We start from the raw sequence: 23,415 nt of genomic DNA, 5'->3' as shown, positions 1-23,415 counted from the left end.
GGCGAACGCGGACTTGCCTATCAAGGATTGAACGCAACGCCGACCAGCGCCATCGTTTCGCCCCGGTTGGAGCCCTTGATGCCGGCGTTGGAGACGTGGCGGATCTGGAAGGTCCAGTGATCGTCGGTCCAGCCGATGGAATTGACGAACTCGCCACCGCTGCTCAGGGCCAGCGTGCGGCCGCTCTGGGCGGCGATTTCGGAGGTCCAGAACAGGTGGTGGTACCAGTCGCCGCTGCTGCCGTAGCGCATGCGTACGCCACCGCCGAGCAACCACACGTCGTCGGAGACGGCATTGCCGTACTTGCTCACGTTGCGTCCGTTGATGAAGCCGAGCGAGACCGCCGGCGACCAGGTGTACTGACTATTGCCGAAGGCGTGCTCGCTCCAGATGCCTTCGATCCAGGCGGTGTTGCTCCAGTAACTGTCCGAGTAGCTTCGGCCGCCATTGATCTCGATACGGGGCTCGGCCAGGGTTGTTGCGGAAATGCCCATCAGGGCCAGCGCAACGGCACTGCGCAGGAGGGGAGATTGCATGGGTCTTTCTTCTTTTTGACAGAGTGGGGAGGGGTTTGTGCACCGCCAAGTTTAATAACTTAATGGACCGACCGGTACTGGAAATAGGTCGAATCGAGACAACACTGAGTTGCCTGGGCGGTACGAATGGCCGGCTGCCTTCCCGACCACGCCTTCAGTCTGTCTCAGGGGGCGTGAAGCACACGCGTAAAGCACCGTAAAACTACGGCAAGGAGTGGCGGCGGAGGCCGCTTTTGGGTCAGCAGGGGATCGTGCGTGCTACAGCAGGATGCCGTCCACGGGCTGCAGCGGCGACGGCAGTTCGCGCTCGCCGAGCAGTTCGCCCAGGCCGATCTCGATGGTGCGGCACATGGCGTCCAGGGGCAGGTCGTTGGGCAGGCGGTCGAACGGGTTCTCGATCTGGTCGCCCAGCGCATCGAGTCCGAAGAAGGTATACGACAGCACGCCTACCATCAGCGGCGTCACCCAGCCCACGCTGCCGATCAGGCAGAACGGCAGCAGCAGGCAATACACGTAGACGGTGCGGTGCAGGAGCAGGATGTAGGCGAAGGGAATCGGCGTGCCCTGGAGGCGCTCGCACCCGCCCAGCACATAGGACAGCCGCGTCACCTGTGCGTCGATAGTGGCCAGGAGGATGGGGTCGAGACGGCCCGCCCGCTGCCATTGGGCATAGCCCTGGCCGATCAGGCCGAGCAGGACATTCGGCGGATTGGGACGGCCGGCGAGCGCGGCCGCCTCCTCGGGCGTCAGCCAGCGCGATACCTCGTCGCCGGCTGCCGTACCGCGTAGCTGGTGACGGAGGGCGTGGGCAAAGGCGATCAGCCGATGCACCATGCGCGCCTGCTCCTGCCCGGATACGCCTTCGGGCAGGCTTACCGTCTGCCGCGCCAGGTTGCGCACCACGATCAGCAACTCGCCCCACAGCGTTCGCGCTTCCCACCAGCGCTCGTAGGCGACGGTGTTGCGAAAGCCCAGGAAGATCGCCAGCGTCAGCCCCATCAAGGTGAGCGGCACCGCACCAAGCTCCACGCCGGTGCGCGGCAGGTAGCGTTCCAGCACCACCACCGCCACGGCCAGCAACACCATGGCGGTCACCCGCTTCCAGATCACCGGGATGATCGAGCCGCGCAGGGTGAACAGCATCAACCGGAGCGAGCGATGCGGAGGGTGGATGACCATGGGAAGCACGCGACCTGCGGGGTTGGGAAATTTTACCCCGCGCCAACCGCCCGCTCTCGTGGTGTTGACCTTTATTTTTTACCCGGGCAATATTCAGTCCTTCTTTCTACCCGGGCAAAATCATGTCGGCATCCGATATCGTCTCCTGCGTGGCCTTCGACGGCCATCGCCGCATTGCCGCCGGCACGCTGGCGGAAGTCGCGCTGGCGACCAAACAAGCCGTCGATGCCGGTGTCGACGGGCCGGTGCTGGTGTTCGACGACTTCAACGGCCGCCCGGTGGAGCTGGACCTGCGTGGCACCCCTGACGACGTGCTCGCCCGTCTTCCCGCCCCTACGCCGAACGACGAATCGGCACCGCGCGGCCCCGGCCGCCCGAAGCTGGGCGTGATCGCGCGCGAGGTCACCTTGTTGCCGCGTCACTGGGATTGGCTGGCCGGCCAGCCGGGCGGCGCATCCGCTACTTTGCGCCGCCTGGTCGAAGAGGCCCGCCGCAGCCATCGCGAACGCGATTCGGTGCGCCTGGCCGGTGAAGCGGTGGATCGTTTCATGAGCGCGATGGCGGGCAATCTCCCTGGTTATGAAGAAGCATCGCGCGCGTTCTGGCGCAACGAGCGCGAGCGTTTCATCCACGTGACGGATGCATGGCCGGCCGATGTGCGCGAGCATGTGCGAGCGCTGGCAGCGCGCGCATGGCAAGCTCCTCACGCCGACTGATCCCCTTCCCCTGGCGGAACGATTCGATGTCCTCTCTTGCCGCACGGCAGCCCCTGCTTACCGAAGGTCCGATCGCCAAGACGCTGCTGATGTTCGCGTTGCCGATCCTGGGCAGCACGGTGCTGCAGTCGCTCAACGGCTCGGTCAACGCGATGTGGATCGGCCACTTCCTGGGCGAGGCCGCGCTCTCGGCGGTAAGCAATGCCAACCTGATCCTGTTCCTGCTGCTGGGCGCGGTATTCGGACTCAGCATGGCCTGCACCATTCTGATCGGCCAGAGCCTGGGCGCGCGCAACATGCTCGAAGCCAAGCGCGTGGTCGGCACGGGCGTGACCTTCTTCGTGTCGGTATCCGTTCTCGTCGCCATCGGCGGCTACTTCGGCACGCCGTGGATGCTGCGCGCGATGAATACGCCGCTGGATGCGCAGGCGTTTGCCGTGCCGTACCTGCGCATCATCTTCATTGCCGTGCCATCGATGTATTTCTACAACTTCCTGATGATGACGCTGCGCGGCGCGGGCGATTCGCGCACGCCGTTCTACTTCATGGCGTTCTCGGTGGTGATGGATATCGTGCTCAACCCGCTGCTGATCTTCGGCGTGGGGCCGTTTCCGCGCATGGGCATCGCCGGTTCGGCCACGTCGACCCTGATCGCGCAGACCATCGCGCTGTTTGCGTTGATCTTCACCCTGTACAAGCGCAAGCATTTCCTGCGGCTGACCCGCCATGAGCTGAAATTCCTCAAGCCCGATCCGGAAATCCTGCGTTCGCTGGTCTTCAAGGGGCTGCCGATGGGCCTGCAGATGATCGTGATCTCGACCTCCGCGATCATCATGATCCACATGGTCAACGACTACGGCTCCAAGACCACCGCTGCCTACGGTGCCGCCACGCAGCTGTGGACCTATGTGCAGATGCCGGCCATGGCGATCGGTGCGGCGGTATCGTCGATGGCGGCGCAGAACGTGGGCGCCGGGTTGTGGGATCGCGTAAGCCGCATCACCAAGGTGGGCGTGGTCTACAACTTCCTGTTGAGCGGCATGCTGATCGCGCTGATCTACCTGTTCAACCACGCGGCGCTGGGCCTGTTCCTGCCCAGTGATGCCGAAGCGTTGTCGCTGGCGCAGCATCTCAACAGCATCGCGGTGTGGTCGTTCATGTTCTTCGGTGTCACCTTCGTGTTGTTCGGCGTCGTGCGTTCCACCGGTGCGGTGATACCGCCGCTGGTGATCCTGTTCATTTCGATGTGGCTGTTTCGTCCGCCGTTTGCCCTGTTGCTGGAACCGACGCTGGGCGCCGATTCGATCTGGTGGAGCTTCCCGCTGGGTTCGCTCGCCTCGATGCTGATGGCGATGGGTTACTACAAGTGGGGTGGCTGGCGTCGCGCGCGGATGCTGGCTACACCCATCGAGAAGGCCGGATTGGACAAGGCCGCCGAAGACGCCACCGTGGCCGGCCAACAGGCGCCGACGACCGGGCAGGGAGTGCCTGCTTCGGCGGATTGACCGACGCGCATGGATGCGCGAACGGTGACCTGGATTTCGCACGCTGCCACGTGACTGTCACAAGGGCTGCCTAGGGTGGCTCGATGACTCGCATCAATCTCACGCGCCGGCAGTTCCTGCGCGGCTTCGTCGACATGGTGGGCGCTGCCACGGCCGCGGAGCTCGGGTTGCTTGCCTGGTCATCGCCCGCCATCGGCGACGAAACGATGCCGCGCATGGCGATGCCGCAGCTCGCCGCGCCCAAGGTGCCGTTGGTGAATCCGGTGACGTTGGCGCGTTTCGTCGATCCGCTACCGTTGCCCGCGCTGGCCAAGCCGGTGGGACAGCGCGCGCATCCGGCCTACCCCGGCAAACAGCTACCGCTGTACCGGATGGAGATGCGCGCGTTCAAGGCGCAACTGCATCGCGACTTGCCGGCGACGCCACTGTGGGGCTACGGCGGAACATTTCCCGGCCCGACCCTGCTCGCCCAACGCAACCATCCGCTGTTGATCGAATGGGCCAACGCGTTGCCCGAGAAACATTTCCTGCCGATCGATCACACCATCCACGGTGCCGAGCGCGACAAGCCGCAAGTGCGCACGGTGGCGCATGTGCATGGCGCGCGCGTGTTGCCGTCGAGCGATGGTTACCCTGAGGAATGGTTCGCGCCTGGGCATGCCACGCTATCGCACTACCCGAACGCGCAGGACGCGGCGACGCTCTGGTATCACGATCACGCCATGGGCATCACCCGCTTGAACATCTATGCGGGGTTGCTTGGCGCGTATCTCATTCATGACGACGCGGAACAGTCGCTCGGTCTCCCGAGCGGCGATTGCGACCTGCCGCTGATCCTGTGCGACCGCCTGATTGCGAAGGACGGCCAGCTTTACTACCCCGTGTCGGACGATCCGCAGGCGCCGTGGGTTTCCGAATGCAACGGCAATGCCATCCTGTGCAACGGCAAGCTGTTTCCCTTCCTGGAGGTCGAGCCTCGCCGTTATCGCCTGCGTCTGATCAATGCGGCCAATACGCGCTTCTATGAGATGTCGTTGTCCGGCGGGTTGACGTTGACGCAGATCGCCAGCGATCAAGGCCTGCTGGCTGCACCCGTATCGCGTCAGCGCGTCACGCTGTATCCCGCCGAACGCGCCGATGTGGTGATCGATTTCTCCGGCATGGATGGAAAGCAGGTGCAACTGCGCCAGCAGGCGGAAGCCATCATGGAATTTCGCGTGCGCGACCGGGGCCGCCGCGATACCGGCGCGATGCCAGCCACGCTGCGCACCATCGAACGCCTGGCGCCGGCCAGTGCAGTGCGTGATCGCGTGCTCTCGCTGGGCGAACAGGACGATGCCGGTGGCAGCGCCATGATGATGATGCTCGGCGGCAAGCACTGGTCGGCACCGGTCACCGAAGACCCGCGCCAGGACACCACCGAAATCTGGAGCATGGTCAATCTCACCGGCGACGCGCATCCCATGCATCTGCATCTGGTGCGCTTCCAGGTGCTGGAACGCCGCCCGTTCGACCTGTTCGCATGGAACGAGAGCAAGACGCTCAAATACACCGGCCCGGCGATACCACCCACGCCCGAAGAGATGGGCTGGAAGGATACGGTGCGCGCCGACCCGGGCATGGTCACGCGCATCATCGCGCGCTTCGAGGGCGAGCCCGGTCGATATGTGTGGCATTGCCATCTGCTGGAGCATGAGGACAACGAGATGATGAGGCCGTTTCAGTTGTTGCCGGCGTGACACGCCGGTAGTAGCGAACATCTCGCGAGTCTGTTTCCACAATCTCCCGCTTCGTTGAAACCTTCCCGCGAGCACCCGCCCCTCACCCCGGCCCTCTCCCCGCAGGGAGAGGGAGAAGTGGGATGTATCGCGAACCAGTGACGCCAGGACGAGCTCCGCTTCAAGGCCGCCGCGCGGACGCGCTGCTCACCCAACGTTTAGACGTCCAAACGTGCGCCACCGCACGAACTTAGACACCCGTCGCAAGAGCAATTTCTTGCCGATCCGCATCCTTGAACGCGGGCCGGGGCGCCGCTATCCCAGCTGGCACGGCCATTCGCATGCTGTTCCGAAACGCAAGCACTTGCGACGCAACCCCGCTGTCACGAAAGCAGAAATACTTGTCGTAAAAACGCCAAGGGTCGGTCATCTGCCCGGACGAGACTCGCCCCCGGCTGAGCCGCCAAACGTTGCGAACAGGCGCCAGCCAATCAGGGGGTTCATTCGCGCAGCCTTCCTTCGGAAGCTGCTGGGAGATCGAAGTCATGTCTATGGCGCACGTTCGCAAGCGGCTGTTGCCGTTTGTCCTTGGAACGCTTTCCGTCGGCCTTGCCGGCGTAGTGAGTGCCCAGAGCAATTCCACCGAACAGAATGCCGTCCCGACCAGCCAGGCGCCAGCCTCTGGCGTCGCCGTGCTGCACCGGCCGGGCGGCGACGACAGCAACGACGATCGCACCAACACACCGATCAAGCACGTGATCCTGCTGATCGGCGAGAACCGCACCTTCGATCACGTCTACGCCACGTACACGCCGCCACGCGGCCAGAGCGTGCAGAACCTGCTGTCCGAAGGCATCGTCAATGCCGACGGTACGCCGGGCCCGAATGTGGGTGCTGCCAAACAGTGGCAGGCCAGCAGCACCGGCAAGTTCGCACTGGCACCCAAGCACACGACGGCCTTCGCCACGTTGCCGCCGATGAACACGGGCGGCGCACCTACGCAGGCTCCGTTCGCGTCCGCTGCACAGGCCCAGGCCATCGAGCCGGCACTGCCTGCCGACGCGTACGGCGAGCTGGCGGCGGGTGGTACCGGATTGCCGAGCTCCGTGGTCGATACACGCTTCCCGTCGCAGCTGGCCAACGCGCCGGTCGATATGCACGCGTCGATCAGCTACGACGACTACGCCAACAGCCCGGTACACCGCTTCTTCCAGATGTGGCAGCAGATGGACTGCGACACGCGCGCCGCCAGCGCGAAGAATCCCAGCGGTTGCCGCATGGACCTGTTCCCGTGGGTGGAAACCACCGTGGGCGCCGGCACCAACGGCAAGGCGCAGCCGGCCGGTTTCGACGACCAGACCACCGGCGAAGGTTCGACGGCGATGCAGTTCCTCAACATGGCCAAGGGTGATGCGCCCTACTTCGCAGAACTCGCCCGCACCTACACGCTCAGCGACAACTTCCACCAGTCGGTGATGGGCGGCACGGGTGCCAACCACATCATGCTGGGCTTCGGCGACTTGGTGTACTACGCCGATGCCAACGGCGAACCGGCCACGCCGCCGTCGAACCAGATCGAGAATCCGGACGCGCAGGCCGGTACCAACAACTGGTACGTGCAGGACGGCTACAGCGGCGGTTCCTACGTGAACTGCGCGGACGATTCGCAGCCCGGCGTGGCCGCCGTGAAGGACTATCTGAAGTCGCTGCCGTATCGCACCTTCCACGGCACCGATTGCAAGAAGAACGCCTACTACCTGGTGAACAACTACAACCCGGGCTATCTCGGTGACGGCACGCCGGCACCGCTGGGCGCGCAGCAGTTCACCATCCCGCCGACGCGTCAGGACAACCTCGCGCTGCTGCTGAACCGCCATCATGTGTCGTGGAAGTACTACGGCGAAGGCTACGCCGGCGGCAAGGAGAACGGCGAGGCAGGTACGTTCTGCAACATCTGCGATCCGTTCCTGTACTCCACCCAGGTGATGACCAATCCGAAGCTGCGCGCGAACAACCAGGACATCACCGACCTCTACAACGACATCCAGAACGACACGCTGCCGGCGGTTTCCATCGCCAAGCCGGACGGCATCCTGGACGGCCACCCGGCCTCGTCCAAGCTGGATCTGTTCGAAGGCTACGTGAAGAAGATCGTCGACCTGGCCAAGGCCAACCCGAAGGTGTGGAACGACACCGTGATCATGGTGACCTTCGACGAAGGCGGCGGCTACTACGACTCGGGCTACGTGCAGCCGATCGACTTCTTCGGCGACGGCACGCGCATCCCGCTGCTGGCGATCTCGCGCTACTCCGAGGGCGGCCGCGTGGTGCACACGTACTACGACCACGTGTCGTTCGACAAATTCGTCGAAGCGAACTGGGGCCTGCGCGAAACGATCTCCCATCGCAGTCGCGACAATCTCCCCAACCCGGTGTCGTTGCCGAACAACCCGTATGTGCCGCTCAATGCACCGGCCATCGGCAACCTGATGAACATGTTCGAGTTCGGCAGCAGCGATGGTCATGGCCACGGCCATGGCAATGTGGCGGCCGCCGATACGCAGGACTGATGTTCTGACACATGCCTGGCCCTGCCCGCGGAAGCGGGCGGGGCCTTTCTCGCGTTTGGAGTACGGCAGCTATGAACTCTTCAAACTCTTCCGCTCACGGTTGCGTGATAGCGCGCCGCGTCGCGCTGGTCGTGTTGCTGGCTGCCGCGTTTGTCGGTGAGCCGGGGCGCGCCGATCCGGGAGATTTTCAGGCGATGCCGGGGTTATGGAAGATCGTCACGCGCGTGCTCGATCACGGCAGGCCGGATGAGCCGCAGCTGGCCTGGCATTGCGTGGACGAGGGGCCGGATCCGTGGGTGGAGTTTGCGCAGCTGCCTGTGCCGGGTCATGCGCAATGCGAGCGTTCGGAACAGCGACGCAGCAGTACGGCGTTGAGTTGGACGTTGCAGTGTGCGGGACTGATGGAGGCGGCGCGTGGGCGAGTGAGGTTCGACTCGGCGGAGCATTACACGGCGACTGTCGAAGTCGGGGGGAACGCGGTGGTGCAGGTGGAGGGGACGAGGTATGCGGCTTGTACGAGCCCGAAGGACTAAGTAAGCGACTTTTTTTCGCTGCGCCCCGGATCGTTACGATCTCCCTAATCCACGGTATGGCTATAACGCGAGTAAGGCGGTGTTGGAAACTTAAAGCCGAGCGCTGCGCGCCTTGGCTCCCTCTCCCCTGCGGGGAGAGGGTTGGGGTGAGGGGCGGGTGCTCGCGGAAGCGTTGCTAGTGAAGGGGTAAGCAAAACCGCTTACTCACCCCGCCGCCGTCTGCGCCTTCAACGCCCGCTTCGCCGCCCGCTTCACGCGCCGCGCTTCCTTGCGGATCTTGCGGTCGTAATTCCACAGGTAGATCGCCGGCGTGCTGAGCAGCGTCAGCAGCTGCGAAACCAGCAGCCCACCCACGATGGCCACGCCCAGCGGTTGGCGCATTTCCGAACCGATGCCGAAGCCGATGGCCAGCGGCAGTGCGGCGCCCATCGCCACCAGGGTGGTCATGGTGATCGGACGGAAGCGCACCAGGGCGGCTTCGCGGATCGCGTCCGGTGGCGAGAGTCCTCGCTCTCGCTGCGCCACCAGGGCGAAGTCCACCATCAGGATCGCGTTCTTCTTCACGATGCCGATCAACATCAGGATCGCGATGATCGCCATCAGGGTGAGCTGTGTCTGCGTCACCAGCATCGCCAGGAACGCACCCATGCCCGCGGCGGGCAAAGTGGAGAGGATGGTCAGCGGATGGCCGAGGCTTTCATAGAGAATGCCCAGCACGATGTACATCGCAATGATGGCGCCGAACAACAGCACCATGCCGTTGCTCTTGGCCTGCTGCAGGCGCTGGTTCTGGCCGGTCCATTCGATGCGCACGCCCTCAGGCAGGCCCACGATGATGCCCGCGTTCTCCACCAGCCGGGTACCGACGTCCTGCGTCACATCCTTGGCCAGGTTGTAGTTGATGGTCGAGGCTTCGAGCTGGTTGTGGTGACGGACGCGCGTGGGGCTCATGTTGGGCTCGATGCGCGCGATGGCCGAGAGCGGAATCATCTCGCCCTGCGCATTGCGTACGCGCACGTTGAGCAGCGCCTCGGGGCTCAGCGACGTCGCGGAACTGGAGGTCAGCACCACCCAGTACTGGTTGATGTCCGAATAGATCACCGACACCTGCCGCTGGCCGAAGGAGTTCAGCAGCGCGGTGTCCACGTCGCCCATGGTCACGCTCAGGCGTCCGGCCGCATTGCGGTCCACTTTCAATTGCTGCTGCTTGCCGACCAGGTCGAAGTTGCTGCCGACGTCGCGGAACTCCTTCATCTTGCGCATCTGCTGCACCATCTTCAGCGTCCATGGCTGCAGGTCTTCGCCGTTGCTGCCGATCAGCTGGAATTCGTAGGCGCCGCCCTTGTCACCGCTGCCGCCGCCGCCGAGGAACTGCACCAGGCTCAGCGAGACACGGATGCCCGGCAGCGTGTCGTACTTCTTGGACAGACGCTCCATCACCACCTTGGCGCTGTCGTGGCGATCGTTCGGCCCGCTGCCCTTGGGCTTCAGGTCGACGAACATGGTGCCCGCATTGCCCACGGCGCCGGAGCCGTCGTTGCCGCCCAGGGTGGTGAGCACGTCGAGCACGGCGGGGTCGGCTTTCATGATGTCGGCCGCGTGCTGCGCCTGCGTCGCCATCAGCGTGGGCGAGATATTGGCGTCGGCGCGGATGTCGCCCTGAAGCATGCCGATGTCTTCTTCCGGCATGAAGTTGCCGCCGGCCGTGGCCACCACCGCCCAGCCGAGCACGCACGTCGCGATCAGCAGGAACAAGGGCTGCCAGCGCATCACGCGGCGATGGTGCATGGCCCAGTCCAGCGCGCGCTCGTAGGCCCGGTGGAAGCCCTTGTCAAAGCGTTCCAGCGCTGCCTCGATGCGGCCCGGCGTACGTTCGCCCGGCTCTTCGTGCTTCAGCAGCTTGCCGCACAGCGCGGGCGTGAGCGTGAGCGAGACGATGGCGGAGATCACCACCGCCGCCGTCAGCGTGACCGAGAATTCGCGCAGCAACATGATCAACATGTTGTTGCCGAACAGCAGCGGCGCGAACACGGCCACCAGCGACAGCGTGATCGACACCACCGTGAAACCGATCTCGCGCACGCCGATCAAGGACGCCTGCAGCGGCGGTTCGCCGCGCTCCATGTGGCGCACGATGTTCTCGATCACCACGATCGCATCGTCCACCACGAAGCCGATGCACAACACCAGCGCCACCAGCGACAAGGTATTGAGCGTATAGCCCAGCGCCAGCATCACCACGAACGCGCCGGCCAGCGACAGCGGCACGCTGAGCGAGGCAATCAGCGTGGGGCGCATGCGGCGCAGGAACACCAGCATCACCAGCACCACCATCACGATACTGATCATCAGGGCGACCTGCACTTCGTGCAGTGCCGACTTGGTGGTGGTGGTGAGGTCGAAGATCGGCGTGATCTGCACGTCCGCGGGCATCCACTGGCGGAACTCCGGCAGGCGCCGGCGGATTTCGTCCACCGTCTCCACCGCGTTCGCCTCGGGACGCTTGCTGATCTGCATCGCCACGGTCGACTGGCCGTTGAACCAGGCGCCCTGGTAGATGTCCTGCTGGCCGCTGGTCACCTTCGCCACGTCCGACAGGCGCACGGGCGCACCGTTCTTGGAGGCGATCAGCACGTTGGCGAAATCGGCCGCTTCGCTCAGGCCGTCGTTCGCCGTCACCGTCATCTGCGTGTTGCCGTCGGTGAGGATGCCTTGGGGCGACGTCACGTTCGCCGCGATCAGCGCGTTGCGCACGTCGTTGGCGGTGAGCTTCTTGCTGGCCAGCGCGTTGATGTCCAACTCCACGCGAACCGCATGCGGTGTACCGCCGAATACCTGCACCTGTGCCACGCCGGGAATCTGCGCCACGGCGGGCTTGAGCAGGGTATCGGTGAGGTCGTACAGCTTGTCCTGCGGCAGGCCGGTGGAGGTGAGCGAGACCAGCAGGATCGGAATCTGCGAGGTGTCGAACTTGAAGTACTGCGGCGGGCTGGGCAACTGCGGCAGGTCGGCCTGCGCCGCATTGATCGCCGCCTGGACGTCGCGTGCGGCCTTGTCGGCGGTGCGGTCGAAGGTGAAGCGCACCTGGATCGAAGCCGAACCCTCCGACGCGTTGCCGTACATGTCGTCGATGCCGGGAATGCGCCCGATATGCCGTTCCAGCGGCGCCAGCACGGTGGACGCCATGGTCTGCGCGCTCGCGCCCGGCATCTGCGCCACGATGTACACGCCGGGAAATTCCAGCGACGGCAGCGCGGCCACGCCCAGCAGGCGATACGCGAAGGCGCCCGCCAGCAGCAGGCCAAGCGCCAGCAGCGAGGTGCCCACGGGTCGACGAATCAGGGGGGCGAAGATATTCACGGGGTTTCCATACCGGTTAGGGCGCGTGCCCGTCACCCAGGCAGACCATCAGCGAGGGTACGCGTTCACGTAAGCGAGGCGAGAAGCCCGCCTATAGTGCCATTTATGCCTGCGGGGGCGGTTCGGGCGAATGTGCCTGAAGTCGGTCCGTGCCGGAAGGCAGGGGGTGGGATGGGTTATGGGTTACGCAGTGCGTAAGGCGAAGCACCGCGCGCCTTTTGGCTCCCTCTCCCCTGCGGGGAGAGGGCTGGGGTGAGGGGCGGGTGCTCGCGGCGGACTTGCTACTCGAGCGTTGCTCTCATCCTGCCGCCGTCTGCACCTTCAACCCCCGCTTGGCCGCTCGCTTCGCCCGCCGCGCTTCCTTCCGCACCTTGCGGTCGTAATTCCACAGATAGATCGCCGGTGTGCTCAACAGCGTCAGCAGCTGTGAGACCAGCAAACCGCCCACGATGGCTACGCCCAGTGGCTGGCGCAGTTCCGAGCCGATACCGAAACCGATGGCCAGCGGCAGCGCGGCGCCCATGGCGACCAGGGTGGTCATGGTAATGGGGCGGAACCGGACCAGGGCGGCTTCGCGGATCGCGTCCGGAGGCGACAGGCCGTGTTCGCGTTGCGCCACCAGGGCGAAATCGACCATCAGGATCGCGTTCTTCTTCACGATGCCGATCAACATCAGGATCGCGATGATCGCCATCAGCGACATCGGCGTGCCGGTGACCAGCATCGCCAGGAACGCGCCCGCGCCGGCCGCCGGCAGCGTGGACAGGATGGTCAGCGGATGACCGAGGCTTTCATAGAGGATGCCCAGCACGATGTACATCGCCAGGATCGAACCCAGCAGCAGCACGTTCGCATTGGACTTGGTTTCCTGCAGGCTCTGCGCATCGCCCGAATAGCCCAGCTGGATGCCTGCCGGCAGGCGTGCCTCGGCCACGATCTGTTCGATCAAGGCCATCGCCTTGTCCTGCGGCATGCCTTGCTCGACGTTGTAGTAGATCTGCGTCGCTTCCATCTGGTTGGTATGGATGACGAACGTGGGTATCACGGTGGGCTCGATGCGTGCCACCGCGGAAAGCGGCACCATCGCGCCGGTGTCGCTGCGCACATAGGTATTGAGCAAGGTCTCCGGGCTCAGCGAGCGTTCCGAGGCCGACGTGAGCACCACCCAGTATTGGTTGATGTTGGAATAGATGATCGACACCTGCCGCTGCCCGAACGCGTTGTACAGCGCCGAATCGATGTTGCCCATGCTCAGGTGCAGGCGTCCCGCCGCGAGACGGTCCACGGTGAGCATCTGCTGTTTGTCGATGTCGTCGTAGTCGCTGCTGACGTCGCGGAACTCCTTGTGCTTGCGCATCAGCTGGGTGACCTTGTACGCCCACGGCTGCAGGTCCGCATTGTCGCTGCTGACCAGCTGGAAACTCTGGCTGCCCCGATTGCTGTTGTCGTTGTCGTTGAAGAAGCCGATCGGATTGAGCGCGACGTGCAGCTCGGGCAGCTTTTCATAGGCCTTGTTGAGCCGCGCCATGGTCTCCTTGATCGACTCCTGCCGCGTGCCCGGTCCGTGGCCGCGCGGTTTGAGATCGACGAACATGGTGGCCTGGTTGCCCACCGCACCGCCCGCGTTGTCGCTGCCCAGGAAGGTGGTGACATCGAGCACGGCCGGGTCGGCCAGCATGATCGCCGCGGCCTTCTTGGCTCGTTCGGCCATCAGCGTGGGCGAGATGTTGGTGTCCGCGCGCACGTCGCCCTGAATCATGCCGATGTCTTCCTGCGGCATGAAATTGAAGCCGTACAGCTTGACCACGCTCATCGCCATGCCGATGGTGAGCACCAGCAGGATCAACGGCTGCCAGCGCATCAGGCGACGATGATGCATCGCCCAGTCCAGGCCGCGCGCGTAGATGCGGTGCAACCAGCGGTCGAAGCGCTCGAGCACCTTCTCCATGCGGTTGGGCTCGCGCCCGCCGGCACTTTCCAGGGTGAGGTAGCGGCCGCATAGCGCCGGCGTCAGCGTCAGCGAAATCACCGCGGAGATCACCACGGCCGCGGTCAACGTCACCGAGAACTCGCGCAGCAGCATGGTGAACTGGTTGTTGCCGAACAGCAGCGGCGCGAACACGGCGATCAACGACAAGGTGATCGACACCACCGTGAAGCCGATTTCCTTGACGCCATCCATCGACGCCTGCAATGGCGGTGAACCGTGCTCCATATGGCGCACGATGTTTTCGATCACCACGATCGCATCGTCCACCACGAAGCCGATGCACAACACCAGGGCCACCAGCGACAACGTGTTGAGGGTGAAATCCAATGCCCACATCACGGTGAACGCGCCCGCCAGCGACAGCGGCACGCTCAGCATGGCGATCAGGGTGGGACCGACGCGGCGCAGGAACACCAGCATCACCAGCGCCACCAGCGCCACGCTGATCAACAGCGCCACTTCCACTTCGTGCAACGCCGACTTGGTGGTCTGGGTCAGATCGAAGATCGGCGTGATCTGCAGATCCGCCGGCAACCACGCGCGCATCTGCGGCAGCTTCGCGCGGATGGCGTCGGCGGTGGCGACGGCGTTCGCTTCCGGTCGCTTGCTGATGCGCACCGCGACGGCGCGCTGGTTGTTGAACCACGCCGCCTGGTATTCGTCCTGCTGGCCGGTCTTGACCTTCGCCACGTCCGACAGGCGCACCTGGGAGTCTTTCTGCACGGCGATGAGCAGCTTGCCGAATTCCTGCGGCGTGCTCAGCGCGTCGGTGGCCGCCACCGTCATCTGCGTACGGCCGTCGCTCAACGCCCCTTCGGGTGAAGTGACATTGGCGGCGCGCAAGGCGTTGGCCACGTCGTTGGCGGTCAGGCCCTTGGCGGCCAATGCGGCCGTATCCATTTCCACGCGCACGGCGCGCGGACGACCGCCGATCACACGCACCTGCGCCACGCCCGGGATCTGCGACAGCGCGGGATTGATCAATGTATCGGCAAGGTCGTACAGCTTGTCCGGCGGCAGCGTCTTGGAGGTCAGCGACAGCAGCAGCACCGGGATATTGGCGGTGTTGAACTTGAAGTAGCGCGGCGGTATCGGGATGTTCGCCGGCAGATCGGCCTGCGCTGCGTTGATGGCTGCCTGCACGTCACGCGCAAGCTTGTCGGTGTTGTTGCCGAAGTTGAAGATGATGCGCACCGAGGTGGAACCATCGTTGCTTTCCGAGTGCATCTCCTTGATGCCGGGAATGCGACCGAGATGGCGTTCCAGCGGCGCGGCCACGGTGGATGCCATGGTTTGCGCGTTCGCGCCCGGCAACTCGGTATAGACCACCATGCCCGGAAATTCGAGCGACGGCAGCGCGGCCACACCCAGCAGCAGGTAGGCACAGAAACCGGCCAAAGCGAGTCCGATGGCCAGCAACGAAGTGCCGATGGGGCGACGTATGAATGGTGCGAACAGGTTCACGGCAAGCGACCGTTGAGACGGCGCGCCCCATCCGCGCCTCATGACACGGGATGCTACCCATACCAGCCATCCCGGACGCCTTTATGCCCGCAAACACGAGCGACCGAATGTGCCGTTAGTGGTGTGCCGAAAGCCATGTCCTGCGCCGGCGGAGCAACGCTGGTAAAGCGTTTCACCGCATCGTCACGGTGACGCCGTAGCTCGTGCGACAGGCAACCTCAGTCGGTCTGCAATTCCGCCACGAAGTCGTAGATGTCGCCGCGATACCACGAGGTGGTGAACTCCACCACGCGGCCGTCGTCGAGGAAGCTGCGGCGTTCGATATTGAGGCCGGCACTGCCCGCCGGCACGTGCAGCAGGCGTGCCTGCTGCGCGCCCAGCGAGACCGCGCGCAGGCGTTGCAATGCGCGGCGCGGACGGGCGCCCAGCGCTTCGAGCACTTCGTACAGCGAGTCCTGCACGATGGTCGGATCGGGCAGGATGCTGGCGGGCACCACGCTGCGTTCGATCGCCAGCGGCTCTTCCTTGGCGTAACGCACGCGGTGCAGGCGCGCCACCAGCACGCCCGGCGAGAGGTTGAGCGCCATCGATTCTTCCGGCGTCACTTCGCCAATGATGCGTTCGGAAAACTCGGAGCGCGGATTGAGGCCACGCGCACGCAAGTCCTCGGTGAAGCTGGTGAGGCGCGACATCGGCTTGATGATGCGTTCCGCCACGAAGGTGCCGGCGCCATGGCGCTGGTTGAGCAGGCCTTCCTCGACCAGGCCCGAGATGGCCTTGCGGACGGTGACGCGTGAAAGCTGCAACAGGCGTGAGAGATCGCGCTCGCTGGGCAACGCCTGACCCGGCTCGATATCGCGGTGTTCGACCACGTTGCGGATGGCCCGGCGCAGGCGCAGATACGCCAGCGGCTGGCTGGTGGCGGGGTCGCGGCTGAGCCGGCGGTATTCGTTGACGAGGGCGGTTTCCATACCGGAACGATACCAATGACCATACCAATGTGGCAATCAGGTGTTTTTTCGGGGCCTTGCGCGTGGTACCAATTTTGCTGGTGAATCCTTGCCCAGCGCGGCTTCACCGGGTGTCACAGAGGAACTGGTGTTGTCTGGTATGTCACTGGTACGATCTGCGGGCCAGGTGCGTGGTATGCATGCCACACACCCGTTCCCCGCATCGCCTCGAGGTGACTGAAGTGACTGCTTCTTCCCAGCCGGTCGAGATCTTCGACCTGGTGATTTTCGGCGGCACCGGCGACCTTGCCCTGCGCAAGCTGCTGCCAGCGCTGTACCACCGTTACGCGGACGGCCAGATCCCCGCCGGCAGCCGCATCATCGGCATCGCCCGCGAAGGCCTCGACGACGAAGGCTACCGGGACAACCTGCGCAGCGTCCTGAAGAAGGACGGCAACGGCAAGGTCGAAGACTTTCTCAAGCTGGTCGGCTACCGCTCGCTCGATGCCCGCAAGGACGACGGCTGGGACGATTTCGCCCAGTTGATGGGCAAGGACGCGGAGCGCATCCGCGTGTTCTACCTGTCCACCTCGCCCGACCTGTTCGTCGACATCTGCAACCGCCTGGGCAAGTACGACCTCAACAAGGGCAAGTCGCGCGTGGTGCTGGAAAAGCCCATCGGCCACGACCTCAAGAGCGCCAACCAGATCAACGACGACGTCGGCCGCTTCTTCGAGGAGTCGCAGACGTTCCGCATCGATCATTACCTCGGCAAGGAAACGGTGCAGAACCTGCTCGCGTTGCGCTTCGGCAATGCGCTGTTCGAACCGCTGTGGAATGCCGAGCACATCGACCACGTGCAGATCACCGTGGCCGAAACGCTGGGCGTGGGCCAGCGCGCGGGCTATTACGACCATGCCGGCGCGCTGCGCGACATGGTGCAGAACCATATCCTGCAGCTGCTGTGCATGCTGGCGATGGAACCGCCCTCCTCGCTCGCGCCCGACGCGGTGCGCGACGAGAAGCTCAAGGTGCTGCGTTCGCTCAAGCCGATCAATGAAAGCAATGCCGCCCAGCTCACCGTGCGCGGCCAGTATCGCGCCGGCTCCGCCGAAGGCCAGGCCGTGCCGGGCTATCTCGACGAGCTGAAGGACCACAAGTCCAACACCGAGACCTTCGTGGCGGTGAAGGCCGAGATCGCCAACTGGCGCTGGGCCGGCGTGCCGTTCTATCTGCGCACCGGCAAGCGTCTGCCCGAGCGCGTGTCGGAGATCACGGTGGTGTTCAAGGCCGTGCCGCACTCCATCTTCGATCCGTCGGCCGGCCCGCTCGCGCAGAACCGCCTGGTGCTGCGTCTGCAGCCGGACGAGGACATCAAGCTGTGGCTCACCATCAAGCACCCGGGTCCCGGTGGCTTGCGCCTGCGCCATGTGCCGCTGGACATGAGTTTTGCCGAAGCGTTCGGCGTGCAGCAGCCCGATGCGTACGAGCGCCTGTTGCTCGACGTGGTGCGCGGCAATCCCACGCTGTTCATGCGCCGCGATGAAGTGGAAGCGGCATGGCGCTGGGCCGATCCCATCCTCGGTGCGTGGGCGGACAGCGGCGAAGCGCCGCGTCCGTATACCTCGGGTACCTGGGGTCCGAGTGCTGCCGTGGCGCTGATCGAGCGCGATGGCCGCACCTGGAACGAGGACAGTGAATAAGCCGTCGTTCGGTTTAGTCGAAAGCGATGCACGGGTGCTTCACCTGTGCATCGCGGAACGGTTCCTAGACTGCCCGCCCGTCTCATCTTTTCGCGACGCGTGTGTTTCCGCGAAGCCGCCGCTGCCTATCCATCATGCCTGACACCCTCGACGTCACCAGCCACAGTTTCACCGACTGCCATGCGCTTGCCCGTGCATTGGCCGAACGCATCGCCGGTCGCCTGCGCAACGCCGTCACCGAGCGCGGCCATGCACTGCTCGCCGTTTCCGGCGGCAGCACGCCGAAACACTTCTTCGAGGCGTTGTCGCGCCAGACGCTGGACTGGTCGAAGGTGCAGGTGACGCTGGTGGACGAACGCTGGGTGCCCGAGAGCAACGAGCGTTCCAATGCCGCGATGGTCAAGGCCATGTTGCTGCAGCACGAGGCGAGCCAGGCGCAGTTCGTTCCGCTCTACAGCGATGCGCCCACGCCCGAGGCGGGTCTTGCCGCGGTGCGCGCACGCGTGGCCTCGCTGGAACTGCCGTTCGACGCGGTGATCCTGGGCATGGGCAACGACGGGCACACCGCATCGTTCTTTCCCGAAGGCGATCGCTTGCCCGAAGCGCTCGACCTCAACAACACCGCGCGCGTCCTGCCGATGCGTGCGGCCGGTGCCGGCGAGCCGCGCATCACCTTCACCTTGTCGGCGCTGCTCGACACGCGTGCGTTGTACCTGCACATCGAAGGCGAGGCCAAGCGACAGCTGCTGGCCGACGCGCGGCTGGCCCTGGGCGAGGCCGCGAACTTTCCCGTGCGCTCGGTGCTGACCCAGCAGCGCGTGCCGGTTGCCGTGTACTGGTGCCCTTGAGGCATCCGCGGCTTCACCGATGAATCGATGCGCTGACCGGCGCATCGCCTGATGCTTCCGGAGTTCGAACATGACTGTGCTGCACCCCGTCCTCGTCGAAGTCACCGAACGCCTGCGTGAGCGCAGCCGCGACTCGCGTGCCGACTACCTGCGACGCATCGACGCCGCCAAAGGCAACGGCGTCCATCGCGAGCGCCTTTCCTGCGGCAATCTCGCGCACGGTTTTGCCGCCTGCGGCCCGACCGACAAGGAACGCCTGCGCGAAGGCCACACGCCCAACCTCGCCATCATCAACGCCTATAACGACATGCTCTCGGCGCATCAGCCGTACGAGCGTTATCCGGAGCTGATCCGCAACGTGGCGCGCGAAGCGGGCATCACCGCGCAGATGGCCGGTGGCGTGCCAGCGATGTGCGACGGCATCACCCAGGGCCGGGCCGGCATGGAGATGTCGCTGTTTTCGCGCGATCTCATCGCCATGGCCACGGCCGTCTCGCTGTCGCACGACATGTTCGACGGCGCCTTGTACCTGGGCATCTGCGACAAGATCGTGCCGGGCCTGTTGATCGGCGCGCTGAGCTTTGGCCACCTGCCCGGCATCTTCGTGCCCAGCGGCCCGATGCCCAGCGGCATCAGCAACGAACAGAAATCGAAGGTGCGCCAGGCCTATGCCGAAGGCAAGGCGACCAAGGCCGAATTGCTGGAAGCGGAAGCTGCGTCGTACCACACGGCGGGCACCTGCACCTTCTACGGCACCGCCAACTCCAACCAGATGCTGATGGAGATCATGGGCCTGCACCTGCCCGGCTCCAGCTTCGTGGCGCCGGAAACGCCGCTGCGCGATGCGCTCACGCGCGAAGCCGTGCATCGCGTGGCCGAGTTGGGCGCACCGGGTTCGTCGTATCTGCCGGTCGGACACATCATCGACGAACGCGCCATCATCAACGGCGTGATCGGGCTGCATGCCACCGGCGGTTCCACCAATCACCTGTTGCATCTGGTGGCAATCGCACGCGCCGCGGGCATCGAATTGCGCTGGGACGATTTCGATGCGCTGTCCTCGGTGGTTCCGCTGCTGGCACGCGTCTATCCGAACGGCTACGCCGACGTGAACCAGTTCCACGAGGCAGGCGGCATGGCCTTCCTGATCGACCAGCTGCTGAGCCATGGCCTGCTGCATGCCGACGTGCACACCGTGTTCGGCACGGGCATGGACGGCTATACGGCGGTGCCGCATATCGACGAACACGGCGCGCTGGCATGGACCCCGGTGTCCAAGGAAAGCGGCAACCGCGGCGTGCTGCGCGGCGCGGCGGAACCGTTCCGCGCCGACGGCGGCCTGCGCATGCTGGACGGCAATCTCGGCCGCGCGGTGATCAAGGTTTCTTCGGTGCCGGACGACCGCCTCGTGATCGAAGCGCCGGCTATCGTGTTCCACGACCAGGACGACGTGCGCAAGGCCTTCGAGCGCGGCGAGCTCAATCGCGATTTCGTCGCGGTGGTGCGCTTCCAGGGTCCGCAGGCCAACGGTATGCCCGAGCTGCACAAGCTCACGCCCACGCTCTCGGTGCTGCAGGACCGCGGCCATCGCATCGCCCTGCTCACCGACGGCCGCATGTCGGGCGCGTCGGGACGCGTGCCGGCGGCCATCCATGTGACGCCGGAAGCGCAGGCGAACGGACCGATCTCGCGCATTCGCGACGGCGACATCGTGCGCCTGGATGCCGTGCACGGTCGCCTGGACATGCTGGTGGAGGCTGCCGATTTCGAAGCGCGCGTGCCGGCCACGGCGGACTTGTCCGCGCACCAGTTCGGCCTGGGCCGCGAACTGTTCGGCATGTTCCGCCGCAACGCTACCACCGCCGATCTCGGCGCCGGCGTTTTTTAACGCCGCGCCTTATCCACCTCGAAACGTACGGAACGCCATGAGCATCGAAAACAAGCAGAAGCAGGTCGAATCCACGCTGCGCCTCGCGCCGGTGGTCCCCGTGGTGATCATCGACGACGCCCGCCAGGCGGTGCCGATGGCGCGCGCCCTGGTGGCCGGCGGCATTCCCGCGATCGAAGTCACGCTGCGCACGCCTGCGGCGCTGGATGCGATCAAGGCGATTGCCGAGGAAGTGGAAGGCGCGGTAGTCGGCGTAGGCACCGTACTCAGCGCCCAGGACCTGCGCGCCGCGCACAAGGCTGGCGCGAAGTTCGCCGTATCGCCCGGCGTGTCGCCGGGCTTGCTGGATGCGGCCGACGACAGCGAACTGCCTCTGCTGCCCGGCGCTGCTACGGCCAGCGAAGTGATGACCCTGCTCGAGCGCGGTTATCGCTTCCTCAAACTCTTCCCCGCCGTGCCGGTCGGCGGCCACAAGCTGCTCGGCGCCTGGGCCAGCCCGCTGCCGCAGGTGAAATTCTGCCCCACCGGCGGCATCAGCCTGAGCAGTGCACCCGACTTTCTTTCGTTATCCAATGTTGTCTGCGTCGGCGGTTCATGGCTTACCCCCGCCGACAAGCTGCATGCCGGCGATTGGGCTGGCATCGAGTTGCTGGCGCGCGAAGCGGCCGCACTACGCTGAGTGCCTGCAGGGTATCTGGCGTGGCCCAGATGCCCATGGCACAGTGCGCCCATCCCATATTCCGGAGGGGCGGAATGCGCATCGGCAAGGCAGTTGGCTGGTTGTTGTGCGGCTCACTGATGTCTTTCGTCGCAGACGCGCACGCCGCGGAGCCCGACGACGCCATCACGGCATGTCCCGTGCGCAAGCTTGAGATGGACATCGAACACTTGAAGTCCGAGGCGGATGTGCAATCCGTGATGCTTGATCCGGCTGGGCTGCGGGCGACCGTGTTGTACCGCAACGGTGATGTGCTCCGTGTGGGCACCATCGGATGCATGACGCCGATGATCGCTGCGCGCCTCTGGGTGGTAAACGATGAAGGCCGCACCGATCAGGGATGGATGGCGCGTGCGCGTACGATCGCGCAGGTGGTGCTTACGACGGGTCAGTTCTCGCGGGTCGATGCCGCGCTGCAGGGGGCTCAGACCGTCATTCCAACCGACACCGGCTTCAAGTTCGAGCGTGCGCTGGCCGGCGGTGCGGGTTACTCCGTGGCGGTGCTTCGCGCTCCGCATGACAGCCTGGGGCCGTCGCTGTCGGCGGTTTTCAGCAACCTCTGATGCGCCGTGGCCCGTGCAAGCCGGGCCACGGTTTATCCGTTACGGTGCGGGTGCCGGCGTCTTGTCGACGCATTCCTGCACCTGCTGGAAATACCAGGTGTCGTCTTCGTCGAAGTTGGAGTAGTACGTGGCCACCGTGTGGTCGCTCACCGGTTTGATGTCCACCAGCGCCACGGCAGGGCCGTTCTCGGTCTGATGGATCTCGATGGTGGTGCCGGTGTAGAGCACGTACGACTCCAGGTGCACGGGCTTGCTGCCCCAGGCACCGGAAATGCACGAGGCGATGTCGGCCGCGCTGCCCGGCCCCGCATACGAGGCGGTGGGCTTGGAATTGCGCAGGCTGCCGGCGCTGGCGCAACCGGCCAGCAGCGTTACCGTCATGGCAAGAACCACATATCGTTTCATCGAGCGTCTTCCGTGGGTGGGATGGGAGCTGTCGTGCCCATGGTAGGTGGGCAAGGCTTTGGTGCAAGTCCTTGTAGGAAACGTACCATCCCTGCACTCCGCTTACGCGGTCGTAACGGCGCGAGGTGTTGAATGCCCGCACCTGACGGAGGGATACACATGAACAAGCGCATCGGCAGCATCGGTACGGCCTGCATGGCCATCGCCCTGGGCCTGGCTTGCAGCACGGCGGGCGCACAGGACCTGGGCAAGCTCGGCGGCATGATTCCCGGCGGCGGCTCCATGACATCCGGCAGCATGGGCAACGTGGCGGGCCTGCTCCAGTACTGCGTGAAGAACAATTATCTCGGTGGCGACTCCGGCGCCTCGGGCATCCAGAACCAGCTGATGGGCAAGCTGGGCGGCGGTTCGGCCTCCAACTCGTCCAGCAATAGCAGCGGCTCCAGCACCAGCGACATGCTCGGCCAGCTCACCGGCAGCAAGAAGAAGTCGTCGAGCAGCATGGCCAGCACGGGCAGCGGGACCAACGATCCGGGCTATCTGAGCGGCGCCAAGGGCATCCTGCAGGGCAGCAGCGGCCAGAGCGTGGACTTGAACAGCGTGGGCGGCGGCTCCAGCGACTTGAAGTCGCAGATCACCACCAAGGTGTGCGATACCGTGCTCAAGCAGGGCAAGTCGTTCCTGAAGATGTAAGTGCATGCAATCACTGTGGGAGCGCACCCTGTGCGCGACAGGCGCTGCGTTGCATAGAGAGGCACGGCTGTCGCGC

Annotated in this window: 17 protein-coding genes; 11 read left to right on the top strand and 6 right to left on the bottom strand. The window is 64.9% G+C overall.

Annotation, left to right across the window (positions count from 1 at the left end):
- Nucleotides 1-20: 20 nt before the first annotated feature.
- Nucleotides 21-536, bottom strand: a complete 516-nt coding sequence (locus ACN9MB_RS21955; protein ID WP_426270309.1) for a lipid A 3-O-deacylase — start codon at nt 534-536, stop codon at nt 21-23.
- Between the two features lie 258 nt (nt 537-794).
- Nucleotides 795-1,715 (bottom strand): bestrophin family protein, encoded by a 921-nt coding sequence (locus ACN9MB_RS21950; RefSeq protein ID WP_426270308.1) that lies wholly within the window; start codon nt 1,713-1,715, stop codon nt 795-797.
- 122 nt (nt 1,716-1,837) lie between these two features.
- On the opposite strand from ACN9MB_RS21950, the gene ACN9MB_RS21945 reads away from it, so the two are divergent.
- The 5 genes from ACN9MB_RS21945 (at nt 1,838) to ACN9MB_RS21925 (ending at nt 8,757) form a co-directional block, all read left to right on the top strand.
- Nucleotides 1,838-2,431 carry a DUF2239 family protein gene (locus ACN9MB_RS21945; protein WP_426270307.1) on the top strand — a complete coding sequence of 198 codons (594 nt, stop codon included), beginning with the start codon at nt 1,838-1,840 and terminating at the stop codon, nt 2,429-2,431.
- A 26-nt stretch (nt 2,432-2,457) separates the two neighbouring features.
- Nucleotides 2,458-3,936, top strand: a complete 1,479-nt coding sequence (locus ACN9MB_RS21940) for an MATE family efflux transporter (protein ID WP_426270306.1) — start codon at nt 2,458-2,460, stop codon at nt 3,934-3,936.
- Nucleotides 3,937-4,019: 83 nt separating this feature from the next.
- Entirely contained in the window at nt 4,020-5,675 is a 1,656-nt protein-coding gene (locus ACN9MB_RS21935) for a multicopper oxidase family protein (RefSeq protein ID WP_426270305.1), read from the top strand.
- A 524-nt stretch (nt 5,676-6,199) separates the two neighbouring features.
- Nucleotides 6,200-8,224, top strand: coding sequence for an alkaline phosphatase family protein (locus ACN9MB_RS21930; RefSeq protein WP_426270303.1), 2,025 nt, complete (start codon nt 6,200-6,202; stop codon nt 8,222-8,224).
- A 71-nt stretch (nt 8,225-8,295) separates the two neighbouring features.
- Nucleotides 8,296-8,757 (top strand): DUF3617 domain-containing protein, encoded by a 462-nt coding sequence (locus ACN9MB_RS21925; RefSeq protein WP_426270302.1) that lies wholly within the window; start codon nt 8,296-8,298, stop codon nt 8,755-8,757.
- A gap of 204 nt (nt 8,758-8,961) precedes the next feature.
- Here ACN9MB_RS21925 and ACN9MB_RS21920 read toward each other — a convergent pair whose 3' ends face one another.
- The 3 genes from ACN9MB_RS21920 to ACN9MB_RS21910 all read right to left on the bottom strand — a co-directional run bounded on the left by ACN9MB_RS21920 (nt 8,962) and on the right by ACN9MB_RS21910 (nt 16,542).
- Complete coding sequence (locus ACN9MB_RS21920; protein ID WP_426270301.1) at nt 8,962-12,117, bottom strand: efflux RND transporter permease subunit; 3,156 nt, start codon at nt 12,115-12,117, stop codon at nt 8,962-8,964.
- 298 nt (nt 12,118-12,415) lie between these two features.
- A complete protein-coding gene (locus ACN9MB_RS21915) occupies nt 12,416-15,571 on the bottom strand; it encodes an efflux RND transporter permease subunit (RefSeq protein ID WP_204634747.1) in 3,156 nt (1,051 codons plus the stop codon).
- A gap of 218 nt (nt 15,572-15,789) precedes the next feature.
- Nucleotides 15,790-16,542 (bottom strand): GntR family transcriptional regulator, encoded by a 753-nt coding sequence (locus ACN9MB_RS21910; RefSeq protein ID WP_204634746.1) that lies wholly within the window; start codon nt 16,540-16,542, stop codon nt 15,790-15,792.
- A 221-nt stretch (nt 16,543-16,763) separates the two neighbouring features.
- Between ACN9MB_RS21910 and zwf the strand changes: the two genes are divergently transcribed.
- The 5 genes from zwf (at nt 16,764) to ACN9MB_RS21885 (ending at nt 22,241) form a co-directional block, all read left to right on the top strand.
- On the top strand, nt 16,764-18,224 hold the full coding sequence (gene zwf, locus ACN9MB_RS21905; protein ID WP_204634745.1) for a glucose-6-phosphate dehydrogenase: 1,461 nt from the start codon (nt 16,764-16,766) through the stop codon (nt 18,222-18,224).
- Between the two features lie 134 nt (nt 18,225-18,358).
- The gene (gene pgl, locus ACN9MB_RS21900; RefSeq protein ID WP_204634744.1) at nt 18,359-19,072 is read left to right on the top strand and encodes a 6-phosphogluconolactonase; all 714 of its coding nucleotides are present in this window, start codon (nt 18,359-18,361) and stop codon (nt 19,070-19,072) included.
- Nucleotides 19,073-19,142: 70 nt separating this feature from the next.
- Nucleotides 19,143-20,960: a phosphogluconate dehydratase gene (edd, locus tag ACN9MB_RS21895; protein WP_426270300.1), complete on the top strand. Its 1,818-nt coding sequence runs from the start codon at nt 19,143-19,145 to the stop codon at nt 20,958-20,960.
- A 37-nt stretch (nt 20,961-20,997) separates the two neighbouring features.
- Entirely contained in the window at nt 20,998-21,639 is a 642-nt protein-coding gene (locus ACN9MB_RS21890; RefSeq protein WP_426270298.1) for a bifunctional 4-hydroxy-2-oxoglutarate aldolase/2-dehydro-3-deoxy-phosphogluconate aldolase, read from the top strand.
- 74 nt (nt 21,640-21,713) lie between these two features.
- On the top strand, nt 21,714-22,241 hold the full coding sequence (locus ACN9MB_RS21885; RefSeq protein ID WP_426270297.1) for a hypothetical protein: 528 nt from the start codon (nt 21,714-21,716) through the stop codon (nt 22,239-22,241).
- Between the two features lie 39 nt (nt 22,242-22,280).
- On the opposite strand, the gene ACN9MB_RS21880 is transcribed toward ACN9MB_RS21885, so the two are convergent.
- Nucleotides 22,281-22,646 (bottom strand): hypothetical protein, encoded by a 366-nt coding sequence (locus tag ACN9MB_RS21880; RefSeq protein WP_204634740.1) that lies wholly within the window; start codon nt 22,644-22,646, stop codon nt 22,281-22,283.
- 159 nt (nt 22,647-22,805) lie between these two features.
- Between ACN9MB_RS21880 and ACN9MB_RS21875 the strand changes: the two genes are divergently transcribed.
- Nucleotides 22,806-23,339 carry a DUF2501 domain-containing protein gene (locus tag ACN9MB_RS21875; RefSeq protein WP_204634739.1) on the top strand — a complete coding sequence of 178 codons (534 nt, stop codon included), beginning with the start codon at nt 22,806-22,808 and terminating at the stop codon, nt 23,337-23,339.
- Nucleotides 23,340-23,415 lie beyond the last annotated feature (76 nt).

The organism is Dyella kyungheensis, assembly GCF_049913195.1.
In the GTDB taxonomy this organism is placed as follows: Bacteria; Pseudomonadota; Gammaproteobacteria; order Xanthomonadales; family Rhodanobacteraceae; genus Dyella; species Dyella kyungheensis.
The sequence above is the reverse complement of the archived record's forward strand: the minus strand, read 5'-3'. Positions and strand labels throughout refer to the sequence as shown.

What these genes read in the sequence shown, in the direction of transcription:
- ACN9MB_RS21955 (WP_426270309.1), bottom strand. Translation starts at nt 536, where the DNA reads ATGCAATCTCCCCTCCTGCGCAGTGCCGTTGCGCTGGCCCTGATGGGC.
- ACN9MB_RS21950 (WP_426270308.1), bottom strand. Translation starts at nt 1,715, where the DNA reads ATGGTCATCCACCCTCCGCATCGCTCGCTCCGGTTGATGCTGTTCACC.
- ACN9MB_RS21945 (WP_426270307.1), top strand. Translation starts at nt 1,838, where the DNA reads ATGTCGGCATCCGATATCGTCTCCTGCGTGGCCTTCGACGGCCATCGC.
- ACN9MB_RS21940 (WP_426270306.1), top strand. Translation starts at nt 2,458, where the DNA reads ATGTCCTCTCTTGCCGCACGGCAGCCCCTGCTTACCGAAGGTCCGATC.
- ACN9MB_RS21935 (WP_426270305.1), top strand. Translation starts at nt 4,020, where the DNA reads ATGACTCGCATCAATCTCACGCGCCGGCAGTTCCTGCGCGGCTTCGTC.
- ACN9MB_RS21930 (WP_426270303.1), top strand. Translation starts at nt 6,200, where the DNA reads ATGTCTATGGCGCACGTTCGCAAGCGGCTGTTGCCGTTTGTCCTTGGA.
- ACN9MB_RS21925 (WP_426270302.1), top strand. Translation starts at nt 8,296, where the DNA reads ATGAACTCTTCAAACTCTTCCGCTCACGGTTGCGTGATAGCGCGCCGC.
- ACN9MB_RS21910 (WP_204634746.1), bottom strand. Translation starts at nt 16,542, where the DNA reads ATGGAAACCGCCCTCGTCAACGAATACCGCCGGCTCAGCCGCGACCCC.
- pgl (WP_204634744.1), top strand. Translation starts at nt 18,359, where the DNA reads ATGCCTGACACCCTCGACGTCACCAGCCACAGTTTCACCGACTGCCAT.
- edd (WP_426270300.1), top strand. Translation starts at nt 19,143, where the DNA reads ATGACTGTGCTGCACCCCGTCCTCGTCGAAGTCACCGAACGCCTGCGT.
- ACN9MB_RS21890 (WP_426270298.1), top strand. Translation starts at nt 20,998, where the DNA reads ATGAGCATCGAAAACAAGCAGAAGCAGGTCGAATCCACGCTGCGCCTC.
- ACN9MB_RS21885 (WP_426270297.1), top strand. Translation starts at nt 21,714, where the DNA reads ATGCGCATCGGCAAGGCAGTTGGCTGGTTGTTGTGCGGCTCACTGATG.
- ACN9MB_RS21880 (WP_204634740.1), bottom strand. Translation starts at nt 22,646, where the DNA reads ATGAAACGATATGTGGTTCTTGCCATGACGGTAACGCTGCTGGCCGGT.
- ACN9MB_RS21875 (WP_204634739.1), top strand. Translation starts at nt 22,806, where the DNA reads ATGAACAAGCGCATCGGCAGCATCGGTACGGCCTGCATGGCCATCGCC.